This window comes from Blattabacterium cuenoti (assembly GCF_014251795.1).
GTDB classification, from domain to species: domain Bacteria; phylum Bacteroidota; class Bacteroidia; order Flavobacteriales; family Blattabacteriaceae; genus Blattabacterium; species Blattabacterium cuenoti_AB.
The window spans coordinates 50,844-64,739 of sequence record NZ_CP059201.1 but is presented as its reverse complement, the minus strand read 5'-3'; the positions used below and the strand labels follow the sequence as shown (position 1 = coordinate 64,739).

At 24.8% G+C, this 13,896-nt stretch carries 13 protein-coding genes; 5 read left to right on the top strand and 8 right to left on the bottom strand.

Features of this window, described 5'->3' with window-relative positions:
* Positions 1–7 precede the first annotated feature (7 nt).
* Entirely contained in the window at positions 8–943 is a 936-nt protein-coding gene (locus H0H55_RS00275; protein WP_185861318.1) for an SPFH domain-containing protein, read from the top strand.
* Positions 944–955: 12 nt separating this feature from the next.
* Positions 956–1,318: a DUF3127 domain-containing protein gene (locus tag H0H55_RS00270; RefSeq protein WP_185861317.1), complete on the top strand. Its 363-nt coding sequence runs from the start codon at positions 956–958 to the stop codon at positions 1,316–1,318.
* On the opposite strand, the gene H0H55_RS00265 is transcribed toward H0H55_RS00270, so the two are convergent.
* From H0H55_RS00265 to sucC, 5 genes are all read right to left on the bottom strand, one after another.
* Entirely contained in the window at positions 1,319–1,954 is a 636-nt protein-coding gene (locus tag H0H55_RS00265; protein ID WP_185861316.1) for an endonuclease III domain-containing protein, read from the bottom strand.
* 4 nt (positions 1,955–1,958) lie between these two features.
* Positions 1,959–4,076, bottom strand: coding sequence for an ATP-dependent Clp protease ATP-binding subunit (locus tag H0H55_RS00260; protein WP_185861315.1), 2,118 nt, complete (start codon positions 4,074–4,076; stop codon positions 1,959–1,961).
* Positions 4,073–4,405, bottom strand: a complete 333-nt coding sequence (locus H0H55_RS03090; RefSeq protein ID WP_238784167.1) for a hypothetical protein — start codon at positions 4,403–4,405, stop codon at positions 4,073–4,075. Before H0H55_RS03090 ends, H0H55_RS00260 begins: the two co-directional genes overlap by 4 nt.
* Before the next feature lie 64 nt (positions 4,406–4,469).
* The gene (locus H0H55_RS00255; RefSeq protein WP_238784166.1) at positions 4,470–5,567 is read right to left on the bottom strand and encodes a hypothetical protein; all 1,098 of its coding nucleotides are present in this window, start codon (positions 5,565–5,567) and stop codon (positions 4,470–4,472) included.
* A 10-nt stretch (positions 5,568–5,577) separates the two neighbouring features.
* Positions 5,578–6,783: an ADP-forming succinate--CoA ligase subunit beta gene (gene sucC, locus H0H55_RS00250; RefSeq protein WP_185861314.1), complete on the bottom strand. Its 1,206-nt coding sequence runs from the start codon at positions 6,781–6,783 to the stop codon at positions 5,578–5,580.
* Positions 6,784–6,877: 94 nt separating this feature from the next.
* Here sucC and H0H55_RS00245 point away from each other — a divergent pair, with 94 nt between their 5' ends.
* The 3 genes from H0H55_RS00245 to H0H55_RS00235 are packed head-to-tail and all read left to right on the top strand — an operon-like array spanning position 6,878 to position 8,797.
* Positions 6,878–7,555 (top strand): ABC transporter ATP-binding protein, encoded by a 678-nt coding sequence (locus H0H55_RS00245; RefSeq protein ID WP_185861313.1) that lies wholly within the window; start codon positions 6,878–6,880, stop codon positions 7,553–7,555.
* A 9-nt stretch (positions 7,556–7,564) separates the two neighbouring features.
* A complete protein-coding gene (locus H0H55_RS00240; RefSeq protein WP_185861312.1) occupies positions 7,565–8,239 on the top strand; it encodes an alpha/beta hydrolase in 675 nt (224 codons plus the stop codon).
* A gap of 3 nt (positions 8,240–8,242) precedes the next feature.
* Positions 8,243–8,797 carry a tetratricopeptide repeat protein gene (locus H0H55_RS00235; RefSeq protein ID WP_185861311.1) on the top strand — a complete coding sequence of 185 codons (555 nt, stop codon included), beginning with the start codon at positions 8,243–8,245 and terminating at the stop codon, positions 8,795–8,797.
* Here the strand turns inward: H0H55_RS00235 and H0H55_RS00230 are convergent.
* The 3 genes from H0H55_RS00230 to H0H55_RS00220 are packed head-to-tail and all read right to left on the bottom strand — an operon-like array spanning position 8,794 to position 13,853.
* Positions 8,794–9,921, bottom strand: coding sequence for a type 1 periplasmic-binding domain-containing protein (locus H0H55_RS00230; RefSeq protein ID WP_185861310.1), 1,128 nt, complete (start codon positions 9,919–9,921; stop codon positions 8,794–8,796). The two genes, H0H55_RS00235 and H0H55_RS00230, sit on opposite strands and share 4 nt — an antisense overlap.
* A 13-nt stretch (positions 9,922–9,934) precedes the next feature.
* A complete protein-coding gene (odhB, locus tag H0H55_RS00225; RefSeq protein WP_185861309.1) occupies positions 9,935–11,128 on the bottom strand; it encodes a 2-oxoglutarate dehydrogenase complex dihydrolipoyllysine-residue succinyltransferase in 1,194 nt (397 codons plus the stop codon).
* A gap of 19 nt (positions 11,129–11,147) precedes the next feature.
* On the bottom strand, positions 11,148–13,853 hold the full coding sequence (locus H0H55_RS00220) for a 2-oxoglutarate dehydrogenase E1 component (protein WP_185861308.1): 2,706 nt from the start codon (positions 13,851–13,853) through the stop codon (positions 11,148–11,150).
* Positions 13,854–13,896: the final 43 nt, after the last annotated feature.

Sequence of the window (13,896 nt, the reverse complement as noted above, 5' to 3'; positions counted from 1 at the left end):
TTTTTATATGGATATTTTAAGTTTTTTATTTTATGGAATATTGGTTCTTTTAATTTTATCTTTTCTTTCTAGTTTTATTTTTATAGTGAATCAAGAAACGGCAGCTATTATTGAAAGAATGGGAAAATTTCATAGTATTCGTTATGCTGGATTAAATTTTAAGTTTCCTTATATAGATAATATAATAGGGAAGCTTACATTAAAAATTCAACAACTAGATGTATTAGTAGATACAAAAACAAAAGATAATGTTTTTGTTAAAGTAAAAGTATCAGTTCAATTTCAAGTCATTAAAGATAAAGTATATGAAGCTTTTTATAAATTAGATAATTCTCATGCTCAGATCAATTCTTATATATTTGATGTAGTTAGAGCAGAAGTTCCAAAAATGCGTTTAGATGATGTTTTCGAACGAAAAGATCATATAGCTCTTGCTGTTAAAGGAGAATTGGAAGGATCTATGTTAGATTATGGATATTCAATAATTAAAGCATTGGTTACAGATCTTGATCCAGATGAACAAGTTAAGCAAGCTATGAATCGTATCAATACAGCTGAAAGAGAAAAAGTTGCAGCTGAATATCAAGCAGAAGCTGAAAGAATTAAGATTGTAGCTAAAGCAAAAGCAGAAGCTGAAAGTAAAAAATTACAAGGAAAAGGAACAGCAGATCAACGTAGAGAAATAGCAAGAGGTATTTTAGAATCTGTTGAAGTTTTAAATAATGTAGGAATTAATTCACAAGAGGCATCTGCTTTAATTGTGGTAACACAACATTATGATACTATTCAATCTATGGGAGAAAGTGGGAATACTAATTTAATTTTATTACCTAATTCCCCAGGATTGGCTAGCGAAATGTTAAATAATATGATCACTTCTTTTAGTGTTTCTAATCAAATTGGAGAAAGTCTTAAAAAAAAGAACAATAATAAAAAAAAATAAATTTTAAATTTCATGGAAATCATAGGAATAGTTAAAAAACTTTTTGATATTCAAAAATTTGATAGCGGATTTCAAAAAAGAGAAATAGTTTTAACAACTGAAGAGCCTTATTCTCAAAATATATTGATTGAATTTGTTCAATCTAAAGTAGATTTATTAGAGAATATAAAACCAAAAGATAAAATAAAAATTTTTATCAATATTAGAGGTAGAGAATGGACAAATTCTGAAGGAAAAATCAGATATTTTAATTCTATTCAAGGTTGGAAAATAGAACATTATTCTAATTTAACAAAAACTCCAGAAACTTCAAATAAAAACCCTATTTCTTCTTCCTCTTTATCTTCTGATGATTTTGATGATTTACCTTTTTAATTATAACAAATTATTATTGAATAATTCTTGATATATAATATCTTTTTTTGGATCCCATTTTTTAGAAGGAGAATATTCTTTAGCATAAGAAATAATTTGAAAATGTAATTTTTTCCAATTCTTTTTTTTAAAAGCACGTTTTGCATCTTTTTCTGTTTGTTTTACATTTTTTCCATTACTTATTTTCCAACGAAACATCATTCGATGAATATGAGTATCTACTGGAAATACAAATTCATTAGATACATGAGATAAAAAAACAGATGCGGTTTTATGTCCTACTCCTGGTAAAGATTCTAATTCCGAAATAGTTTTCGGAATTATTCCGTTATATTTTTTTATTAATAAAAGGGATAAATTATAAATATTCTTAGATTTGATATTATAAAGTCCAATGTTTTTTATAAAATTTTTTATTTTTTCAATGGAAAAGTGAACTACATCTATAGGTGTTTTTATTTTTTTAAATAAAATTTTCGTTATTTTATTGACTCTTTCTTCTTTACTTTGAGATGTTAATATTATGGATATAAGCAAAGTATATTCGTTAATATAATACAGAGAGCTGTTCGCATTAGGATATAAAAAATTTAATATTTTTTCAATAATTTTTATTTTATTTGAAATAAGATTCATTTACTTATTCGGAAATAAATGCTTCAACATCATCATTATTTTTATTCATTTTTAATGAAATTTTATCTTTTTTTTTCAATTTTTCATGAATTATATATTCTGATATAGGATTTTTTATAAATCTTTCTATTACTCTTTTTAAAGGACGTGCTCCATGTTCTTGATCAAATCCTTTCTCTTTAATAAAATCTATAACTTCAGGAAATAATACCAATTCATACCCTAAATTCTTCATATGAAAAACTATTTTTTTTAATTCAATACAAGTGATTTTCGATATATCTTCTTTTGTTAAAGAATTAAAAATAATAATGTCATCTATTCTATTTAAAAATTCAGGAGAAAAGGTTCGTTTCAAAGATTGTTCTAATACATTTTTAATGTAATTATTTAATTTTCTTGCTTTAGTGTGAAAACCTATTCCTTGACCAAATTCTTTTAATCGTTGTGTTCCCGTATTTGAAGTACAAATAATTACGGTATTTTTAAAATTTATTTTTCTTCCAACACTATCTGTTACACATCCATAATCTAACATTTGTAGTAAAATATTAAATACTTCATGATGAGCTTTTTCTATTTCATCTAATAATATTACGGAATAAGGTTTACGACGTATAATTTCCGTTAACTGTCCTCCTTCTTCATAGCCAACATAACCTGGAGGTGCACCTATCAATCTAGATACAGAAAATTTTTCCATGTATTCACTCATATCTATACGAATTAATGATTCTTCTGAATCGAATAATTCCTGAGCAAAAATTTTTGCCAAATAAGTTTTTCCTACTCCTGTTTGTCCTAAAAAGATGAAAGAACCTATAGGTGAATTAGGATCTTTTAAACCAGTTTTATTTCTTTGAACTGCTTTGACGATTTTTTCTATAGCTTCATCTTGTCCTACTATTTTTTCTTTTAATCTATCTATCATTTTGCTCAATTTTTTCATTTCAGCTTGAGCTATTTTATTGACTGGAACTCCACTCATCATAGAGACTACTTCTTCAACATTTTCTTCAGATACAATTTCTTTATTTTTCTTTGAAGATTCTTCCCATTCTTTTTGAGCTTTAATTAATTTTTTCTCTATACGTTTTTCTGTATCACGTAAACGTGCCGCTTCTTCATATTTTTGACTTTTTACAACTTTAGATTTCTCTTTTCGAATACTTTCTAATTCTTTTTCTAAGATGACGATTTCTTGTGGAACTTTTATGTTTTTAATATGAACACGGGATCCTGATTCATCTAATGCATCTATTGCTTTATCCGGTAAGAAACGATCTACAATATATCGAACACTAAGATATACACAAGCTTTTATCGCTTCTTCTGTATAAATAACGTTATGATGACTTTCATATTTTCCTTTTATTTTTTTTAAAATTTCTATAGTTTCTTTTTCAGAAGAAGGTTGTACTATAATTTTTTGAAATCTTCTTTCCAAAGCTCCATCTTTTTCTATATACTGTCTATATTCGTTGAGCGTTGTTGCTCCAATACATTGAATATCACCTTTTGCTAAAGCTGGTTTAAATATGTTAGAAGCATCTAATGAACCTGTAGTACCTCCTGCTCCAATCATGGTATGAATTTCATCTATAAATAAAATTAAACCTGAATTTTTTTCTGATTCATTTATAATGGCTTTTATTCTTTCTTCAAACTGTCCTCTATATTTAGTTCCAGCAACTAAACTTGCTAAATCTAATACAATTACTCTTTTATTGTATAATACTCTAGAGACTTTTTTTTGTACAATACGTAATGCTAATCCCTCCGCAATAGCTGATTTTCCTACACCAGGTTCTCCTATAAGAAGAGGATTATTTTTTTTTCTTCTACTCAATATTTGAGATACACGTTCAACCTCCTTATCTCTACCTACTACTGGATCTAATTTTCCTTCCATAGCTATAGAATTTAAATCTCTTCCAAAGTTATCTAAAATAGGAGTTCTACTTTTTTGAGTGCCCCCTCCCCCTCCATAATAACTAGAACCTGTTCCACTTCCTCCAGATCCATAAGAAGAAGTAGAACTATCATTTTCAATATCTTCATCGGAATAAGTAGAAGAGAAAAAAAATTTTTTTCTATTGTTTGACGAATAATTATAAATCATAAATTAAAATCATTAAAAATATTTTTTGTTATTTCAGAACAAGAATTTTTCAAGTTCAATCGTTCTATTAATGTTTCTATTAATTTATTTTTTTTATATAAAAGATTATATTTTTTTATTGTATTTGAATTTCTTTTCACTATTTCAAGTTTTATATATAATTTTTTTTTAAAATATTTTACAAAATTTGTTTGAATTATTAAAAAATCACGATTTTTTAATTCATATGGAATAACAAAAAAAATTTTATTTTTTTCTATACTAAATTTGATTTCATTTTTAAAAAAATATAAATCAACAGGATTTAAATTTTTAGAAAATTTATGCACAAATTTTATCCAACTTTTATGTAAAAATTGAATTTTTTCATGATCCTGATAATTGAAAAATTTTTCATTTTTTTTTTTCTTCCACTTTAGTAGAAATAAAATTTTTATTTTTATAAATATCAAGTAAATAAGCCAATCTTATTAGGTAAATTTCGATTATTAATTTATGATTTTTATTGAATTTTTCACATTCGTTTTTCAAACGAAGACAAATGCTTAAAGCATTCATCAAAAAAATGATAGATATTTTTTTTGATTGTGCAATATAAGAATAGATTATATCTTTTTTAAATTTTAAGATAGAAATTGTTTCATGATTTTTAGATAGAAATAAATTTCTGAAATGTTTAGTTAAACCTATTATTAGGTCACAATAATTAATTTTTTCTTTTAAAATTTTATTTAAAAAAATAAATATTTTGTGTATCTTTTTTTCTAAAAGATAATCAACTATTTTAAAATAATATTGAATATCAATAATTCTTAACTTTTTGATAAGAAGTTCTTTTGATATTTTTTTTTCATTATGTATAATTAATTTATCAAATAAATAAAGAGCTTGACTGATAGATCCTCTAGCATGTTTGGATAAAATAAATAATGTTTCATTTTCTATTTCTATATTTTCTTTTTCTGCAATCATTTTTAAATGGAAAAAGATTTCTTTTGTACAAATACTTTGAAATTCATAAACTTGACAACGTGATAAAATCAATTTAGGAATTTCTTTTTCTTCAGAACCACAAAAAATAAATAATATGTGTGGGTATTTATTTTTTGTAAATTTGATAAAAAACTCAAAAAAATATTTTAAGAATATATGTATATTGTGAATTATGAGCACATAATATTTCCCAATTTTAGGAGTAAAACGAAATTTATTAGTAATTTTATAAATATATTCTAATGAAAAAAATCCATTAATCTCAAATCTGTTCGAAGAATCATCTTCAAATTCTGAAAAAGAATTTAATTCATTTGATAAAATTTGTGCACATGTATTTTTTCCTACACCTTTTGGGCCAAGAAAAAACAAAATTTGAGATAAACGATTTTCTTTGATTGCTTTTTTTAAGATAAAAATTGTATCTTTTTGCCCTATTATTTCGTTCCACTTTATAGGTTTATATTTTTCAGAAAGCAAAGAAAAAATTTTATCCATAAAACAAATCTTATCTCAAATGCAGCAGAATTTCTTGAATTTTTTCAGCGGCTTCTCTTAAAGAATCAGTTGAATAAATAGGCAACGAACTTTTTTTAATCAATTGTTTCGCAATTTCTTCATTTGTTCCTTGCAAACGAACAACCACAGGGATTTCAATATCCTGTTTAATTTTAGAACAATAATTTATGATTCCCTCAGCTACCGTATCACAACGTACAATTCCTCCAAATATATTGATTAATATTGTTTTTACAGATTTATCCTTTAATATTAAACGAAAAGCTTTTTCCACACGTTCTGTATCAGCAGAACCTCCTATATCTAGAAAATTAGCTGGTATACCTCCACAAGATTTAATCATATCCATAGTAGCCATTGCTAATCCAGCCCCATTCACCATACATCCAACATTTCCTTCTAATTTTAGAAAATTTAATTTAGCTTCATAAGCTTCTTTTTCAATCGTATTCATATCATTTCGATCATGCATTGAATTGTATTTTTTATGACGAAACAAAGCATTATTATCCAAAATTATTTTGATATCAACTGGTATAATTTTATTATCATATGTTTTTATTAAAGGATTTATTTCCAGTAATAAAGCATCATGAGATATATAAGCTTTGTAAAGTGAGGATAAAAAAATACAAAAATTTTTCAAAGAACTATTATTGTGCATTCCTAAATTAAATCCTATTTTTCTTATTTGAAACAATTGAAGTCCTAATATCGGATCTATTGTTTCTGTATAGATTTTATCTGGATTTTTTTTGGAAAAATCTTCTATATTGATTCCTCCTTCTTTAGAATAAAGAATTATATTTTTTTCTATCTCTCGATTTAATAAGATGGATAAATAATATTCTGCAGGAAGACTTAATTCTGAAAAATAAACATCTTCAGATAACAATATTTTTTTAACTAATTTTCCTTCTTTAGAAGTTTGTGGAGTTATTAAATATTTTCCTAAAATTTTTTTCGATTTTTCGTATACTTCATTCAAATTTTTTGCTATTTGAATACCTCCAGCCTTTCCTCTTCCTCCAGCATGAATTTGAGCTTTAATAACTAAAGATTTTTTTTTAGTTTTTTTAAAAATCATTTTAGCAACATTTACAGCCTCTTCTGGAGAAGTAGCAAGCATTCCATAAGGAACTTGAATAGAGAAAAGATTCAATATTTCTCGACCTTGGTATTCATATAAATTCATTGAAAATAATTTTAAAAATCAATTCTTAACTAAAATTCGTTTATTTTTGATTTTAGTTTTTGATTTTATGAGAATTTTATAAATTTACGAAAAAATGATTCAGGCTAAAAATATTTACAAAAATTTTGGAAAAGACGAAATTTTAAAAGGGGTGAACATAATGGTAAAAAAAGGTAGTATGGTTTGTATTTTAGGTGAATCTGGAGCAGGTAAAAGTACTTTGTTGCATATTTTAGGAACTTTAGAAAAACCGACTACCAAGAAAAAAATAAAAACGATTTTAAAGATTAATGAAAAGGATGTGTTGTCTATGACAGATGGAGAACTTTCTATTTTAAGAAATCAAAAAATAGGTTTTATATTTCAAACTCCTCAACTTTTTCCAGAATTCACTGCACTAGAAAATATTTGTTTACCAGGTTTTATAAATAACAAAAATAAAGAATATGTGAAAAAAAAAGCTAAGAATTTATTAAAAAAATTAAATATATATAAATATGAAAATTCAAAAATAGACGAATTGTCTGGAGGACAAAAACAGAGATTATCTGTAGCAAGAGCTTTGATTAATGATCCAAAAATTATTTTTGCAGATGAGCCTTCCGGAAATTTAGATGAAAAAAATGCGGATAAATTACATAATTTTTTTTCTTTACTTAATTATAAATTTAAACAAACTTTTTTAATTGTTACTCACAATTTGCAATTAGCAAATATGGCTGATGAAAAAATCAAAATAGAAAATGGAAAAGTGCAAAAAATGAATAGATAAAAATATTTTATGCTTTTAAAAAAACAACTTTCTATTAAACATATAATAAAAAAATCCGTAAACACAAGTAAAAATAAACAGGAGAATACATTATTCTTAATGATTCATGGATATGGAAGTAATGAAAAGGATCTTTTTTCTTTTGAAAAAGATCTTCCTGAGGATTTCTTTATAATTAGTATTCAAGGCTTTCATTGTCTTGGAGAAGACAAGTATTCTTGGTATGATATAGATTTCGATGATAAAAAAAAATTTATTAATTTAATACAAGCCAAAAATACCATCGAAAAAATATCATTTTTTATAGATGAAGCCATAAAAGAATATCAACTTAAAAAAAATCCAGTATGGATATGTGGGTTCAGCCAAGGAGCTATTTTAAGCTATGCCATTGCTTTGAAAAATTCTGATAAAATAAAAAAAGTAATTGCTTTAAGTGGATATTTAGAAAATAATCTTTTACCAGAAAAAATAGATCATTATACAGATTTGGACTTCTTTATATCTCATGGAAAATATGATCCTATAATTCCTATTAATTGGGTAAAAAAAGGCCTGAAATTTTTAAAACATAAAAAAATACTTTCTTTATATTACAAAGAATATGAATGTGGACATACTTTGAATGATTTAAACTATCAAGATTTAATTAACTGGATTGAAGAAAAACATATGAAAATTTGAACCATGAGTAAATATTCAAAAATGATATTATTTTTATTTATTTTTTTTGTATCTATTTTTTCATTTTTTCACAGGAATTATTTATGTGGATATATTTCTCTTTTATTAAGTTTTTTTCCTATTTTTTTCATTTTTAAAAATGAGTTTTTATTATTAGCTTTTTTTAAAATACAAAAAAAAGATATGAAAGGATTCAAAAAATATTTAAGATGCGTCAAGAATCCTAAATTGCAATTAACTAAAAATCAAATGGCTTATTATTATTTTTTAAATGGAATTTTGTATTCAGAAAATAATATTTTTCAATCAGAAAATTATATGCAAAAAGCTTTAGATTTAGGACTCAAATTCAAGCAAAACATAGCTATTGCCAAATTGAATTTGGCAATAGCATCTTTATCAAAGGGAAATAAGAAAAGAGCTGAGTTTTTATTATCAGAAGCAAAAAAAATGGATATTTCCGGTTTATTGCATGATCAAATTCAAATTATAAAAATACAAATGAAAAAAATAGGAAATGTAAACAGAACTAATCCTTACATTAGAAAGGAATTTTAATGCAAACGAATAATCCATAATCCTTTATTAATATATCCTTCTTGATCAGAGATTTTTTCGTACTGATATTTACTTATTAATCCTGAAAAATTTTTTTTATCTATAATTTTCAACAAATTCTTATTCTCAATAAGTCTACACAATATATCATAAGATAAATCAAATCCTAGTAATTGATATTTATTTAAATGAGACCCAAGTTTTTTCTTAAGTAAAAAGAACATTTTTCTTTTATTTTCATCATCATTGTTAAAATGATATTTTGTTGTAAATAAAAATTTATATTCCTTCAATAAGGAAATATTTTTATAATAAACGTTATTATAACCGATGCCAAAAGGAATAATTTTTTTATTTGTAAATTTTTTAATAAAATCAATAAATTTTTTTCCTAAAGAAAAATTTTCTCCTAAAAAAATGACAAAAAAAGGTGTTTTTTTTATAAAAGTATGAGAAAAATCATTCTTAAAATGAAAAACTTGGAAATTAAGATTCCATTGTAATAATTTTTTTTGTATAAAGCTTATTATTTTTTTTGATGGATCTTCTCCGAAAATATACAGAGTTTTTATTTTTTTCTTTTTATAACCAATCTTTATTTCTTCCAAAATAGGTTCTGCTAAATGAATATCTTTTACTTCTGCTTGAACAATATTAGGATAAGAATTTAAAGAATCAGAAGATATAAAAGGAGAAATAATGGGTATTTTTTTATTATTTATAGCAAGTTCTTCTAAAGAAGAACGAAAAAAAGGGCCTATAATCGCATGAATTTTAGATAAATTATATGAATGTATAAAATTTATGATTCTTTTCTTTTCATTTTTTGTATCAAATATTTTCATATTGATTTTTTGCTGTGGGTTCAAAAAATCAACAGCAATTTTAGCTCCAGAATAAAAGGATAAAGCTTGATCGCTAAGTCTCTTATTGTTTATATCTGTATAACTAAAAAATAAAGGTAACATAAAAATAACATTAATAGGAATAGGTGATTTTATAGAATCAGATTCATTTTCTTTTTCTTTTTTTTTTAATTTTTCTTTATTAAAATTAGGTTCTTGGTTATTCAGCCCTTCTAATAAAAGAATAAAGGAGAAAAAAATAATAACAATTTTCCTCATATTCAATTTTACCTTACAATTCTAATATTTTAGAAATATTTTCTTCATTTCCTTCCATAAAGAATTTGATAGGATCTTCTATTGCTTCTTTTACAGAAACTAAAAAACCTACAGATTCTTTTCCATCAATTATTCTATGATCATAAGATAAAGCCAAATACATCATTGGCTGTATTTCAATAGATCCATTAACAACAACAGGTCTTTCCATAATTTTATGCATTCCTAATATTGCGCTTTGTGGTGGGTTTATAATCGGAGTGGATAACATTGAACCAAAAACACCTCCATTAGTAATAGTAAAAGTTCCACCTGTCATATCATCTATAGATATTGTTCCATTATGAACTCGTGTGGATAATTTATATATTTCTTGTTCTATTCCACGAAATGATAAATGTTCAGCATTTCTAATTACAGGCACCATTAATCCTTTAGGACCAGATATAGCAATACTAATATCATAATATTCAAAATTAATTTTTTCTTCTCCATTGATCATAGCATTAATATCTGGATAAAGCTTAAGAGCTCTTACACAGGAAAGAGTAAAAAAAGACATAAAACCTAAGTTAACTCCATGTTTCTTCTTAAAAATATCTTTGTATTTTTTTCTGATCATAAGAATTTCTAGCATATTTACTTCATTAAATGTAGTAAGAGAAGCAGTTTGATTTTTTACATAAACTAATCTTTCTGAAATTTTTCTTCTTAAAGAAGAAAGAGGTGTTATTTTTTTTGATCTATACATTGTTGTTGTAACAGACCTATTCACATTAGAAATAAAAGGAGTTTTTTTTTCCTCTAAATGTAAAATGCAATCTTTTTTTGTAATTCTCCCATGTTTTCCAGTCCCTTGAATAGATTCGATAGAAATATTTTTTTCTTTCAAAATTTTTTTTGAAGCTGGAGAAGGTATCTTTTCAATATGATGTTCATGATCGATTTTTTCTTTTATTTCTTTTTTTTCTTGAGAAGAATCGATTAAACATAAAACATCTCCAATTTTGATTTTTTCACCTTTTTCCACCATTAAAGTTATTTTTCCACTTTCTTTTGCAGAAATTTCCAAAGTAGCTTTATCTGAATCTATTTCTGCTATTATTTGACCTTTATTAACATAATCTCCATTTTTTACAAGCCATGCAGAAATTTCAACTTCTGTAATTGATTCTCCTGGAGACGGAACTTTGATCTTTGTTATCATTTTAAATAATTATAATTTTTCAAAAAAAAGCTTTTTTTAAAATTTTTTTTTGGATCATTAAAAAATCCAGATAAGATCCTGTAGATGGACTAGAACTTTCAGATGGAGATATTAAATTAAATGAGATGACTTTTCCTAATTTTCTCAAAATAAAACTCCATAATCCCATATTTTCTGGTTCTTCTTGTACCCAAAAAATTTTTTTTTGATTCTTATATTTTTCTATAATTCTTTGTATTTTTTCTGTTTTCAATGGATAAATTTGTTCTATGCGAATTAATGCAGTTTTTTCATCTTTAATAGATTCTTTTTGATTTAACAAATCATAATATATTTTACCAGAACAAAAAATTAATTTTGTAATTCTTTTTACATCTTTTACATAAGGATCATCTAATATTTCCTGAAATAAACCTGTAGAAAGATCTTTTATTGTAGATAAACATTTAGGATTTCTAAGTAAACTTTTAGGAGTAAAAATTATAAGAGGCTTTCTATATTTTAATTTCATTTGTCTTCTAATTAGATGATAAAAATTACTTGGAGTACTGCAATTAACTACGAACAAATTATTATTAGCACAAAGTTGTAAATATCGTTCAATACGTGCAGAAGAATGTTCTGGTCCTTGTCCTTCATATCCATGAGGCAATAGTAAGACAATTCCATTTCTAATTTTCCATTTTTCTTCTCCAGAAGAAATATATTGATCTATTATAATTTGTCCTCCATTAACAAAATCTCCGAATTGAGCTTCCCATAAAGTTAAAACATGAGGGGAATACATAGCATATCCATAATCAAAACCCAAAACTCCATATTCTGAAAGAGGAGAATTAAAAATTTGAATTTTCCCTTGTTTTGTACAGATTTGATTAAGAAGAATAATTTCTTCTTCTTCTTCTGTTTTTATTACAGCATGACGTTGAGAAAATGTACCTCTTGCTACATCTTCTCCTGATAAACGAATATGAATTCCTTCATATAAAAGCGTTCCATAAGACAGTAATTCTGCCATACTCCAGTCCACCAATTCCTTTTTAATCATATCTAATCTCTTTTGAAAAATAAATTCTGTTTTTTTAAAAAATTTTTTATTCTTAGGAAGAGAAAAAATTTGATTAGATATTCTTATAATTTTTTCAAAAGAAAATCGCGTATCTATTTCTTCCAAAACTTTTTCTTTGATTATAGGAAAATCTTTCCATTCTTCTTCTAAAAAAGAATTTAATACGTTCCACTTAATATTATTTGATTCACGATATTTCGTATCAAGAATATTTTCATATTCTTTTTCCATATTTTTTACATCATTATTATTAATAATTTTTTCTTTTTCTAATTTTTTTCTGTATAAATTGTAGGAATTAGGATGTTTCGATATAGTTTTATATAAAGAAGGTTGAGTAAATCTAGGTTCGTCTCCTTCATTATGTCCATATTTTCTATATCCCAATAGATCTATGAATACATCTTCATGATAATGCATTCTAAAATCTACCGCAAAATAGATTGCGCGTACAACAGATTCTACATCATCTGCATTAACATGTAATACTGGGGCCATAATAGTTTTAGCTACATCAGTACAATATATACTAGAACGACCTTCAGTGTAATTCGTGGTAAATCCTATTTGGTTATTTATTACAATATGAATTGTTCCTCCTGTTTTATATCCTTTTAATTTAGATAACTGAAGCACTTCATACACAATTCCTTGACCGGACAATGCTGCGTCTCCATGAATCAGAATAGGAATAATTTTTTCAGAATTAACGTTTCTATTATAAACAATATCTATTTTAGCACGTGTGATTCCTTCTACAATGGCATCAACAGATTCCAAATGAGAAGGATTAGGAACTAAATTCATTTTAACATATTTTCCTTTTCTAGTTTTTCTTTTTTTAGAAAATCCTAAATGATATTTCACATCGCCAGAAAAATTTTTTTCTTTATATTTTTTTCCTTGGAACTCGATAAATATTTGAGAATAATTTTTTTTAAAGAAATTAGAAAGGATGTTAATACGACCTCTATGTGACATTCCAATTATAAAATCTTCAGTTAGATATTTTTCAGATGCATATGCTATCATTTCTTCCAATGCAGGTAATGCAGATTCATTTCCTTCTATAGAAAATCTTTTTTGTCCTACAAACCTATTGTGAATAAAATTTTCAAATGCAATAGCCTCATTTAATTTTTTCAAAAAAAATTTTTTCTCTTCTGTAGAAAATTCGATTTTTTCTTCATAAAACCATTTTTCAATCCATTGAATTTTTTCTGGATTAGAAATGTACATATATTCGATTCCTATCGATCCACAATAAATTTTTTCTAAACGATTAATTATATTTTTTAATGAAGTTTTTCCTAATCCTATTATCTTTCCAATTTCAAAATATATATCTAATTCTTTTTCAGATAATCCAAAATTTTTTAAATCTAAAGAAGGAAAATGTTTTTTTTTCTTTTTTATAGGATTTGTATTCGTGAAAAAATGACCTCTTTTTCTATAATTGTGAATTAAATTATATACTAAAAATTCTTTTTTATTAATTTCATTTTTTATTTTATAGTTTTCTTTTCCAAAATCAAATCCATGAAAAAAAGCACTCCAACTTGATTCTATTGAATTAGGATCTTCTTTGTATTTTTTGTATAGGAATTCTATATGTTTAAAATGGAAGGTATTTAGAAAAGAATATCTATCATTCATACACTATCTTTTTATTTCAAATTTAAACATTTTAAATATCTAT

Excerpts from the sequence above, each read along its gene's own strand:
- H0H55_RS00230 (WP_185861310.1), bottom strand. The coding sequence starts at position 9,921 with ATGAGGAAAATTGTTATTATTTTTTTCTCCTTTATTCTTTTATTAGAA.
- H0H55_RS00255 (WP_238784166.1), bottom strand. The coding sequence starts at position 5,567 with ATGGATAAAATTTTTTCTTTGCTTTCTGAAAAATATAAACCTATAAAG.
- odhB (WP_185861309.1), bottom strand. The coding sequence starts at position 11,128 with ATGATAACAAAGATCAAAGTTCCGTCTCCAGGAGAATCAATTACAGAA.
- H0H55_RS00265 (WP_185861316.1), bottom strand. The coding sequence starts at position 1,954 with ATGAATCTTATTTCAAATAAAATAAAAATTATTGAAAAAATATTAAAT.
- sucC (WP_185861314.1), bottom strand. The coding sequence starts at position 6,783 with ATGAATTTATATGAATACCAAGGTCGAGAAATATTGAATCTTTTCTCT.
- H0H55_RS00220 (WP_185861308.1), bottom strand. The coding sequence starts at position 13,853 with ATGAATGATAGATATTCTTTTCTAAATACCTTCCATTTTAAACATATA.
- H0H55_RS00270 (WP_185861317.1), top strand. The coding sequence starts at position 956 with ATGGAAATCATAGGAATAGTTAAAAAACTTTTTGATATTCAAAAATTT.
- H0H55_RS00235 (WP_185861311.1), top strand. The coding sequence starts at position 8,243 with ATGAGTAAATATTCAAAAATGATATTATTTTTATTTATTTTTTTTGTA.
- H0H55_RS00275 (WP_185861318.1), top strand. The coding sequence starts at position 8 with ATGGATATTTTAAGTTTTTTATTTTATGGAATATTGGTTCTTTTAATT.
- H0H55_RS00240 (WP_185861312.1), top strand. The coding sequence starts at position 7,565 with ATGCTTTTAAAAAAACAACTTTCTATTAAACATATAATAAAAAAATCC.
- H0H55_RS00245 (WP_185861313.1), top strand. The coding sequence starts at position 6,878 with ATGATTCAGGCTAAAAATATTTACAAAAATTTTGGAAAAGACGAAATT.
- H0H55_RS00260 (WP_185861315.1), bottom strand. The coding sequence starts at position 4,076 with ATGATTTATAATTATTCGTCAAACAATAGAAAAAAATTTTTTTTCTCT.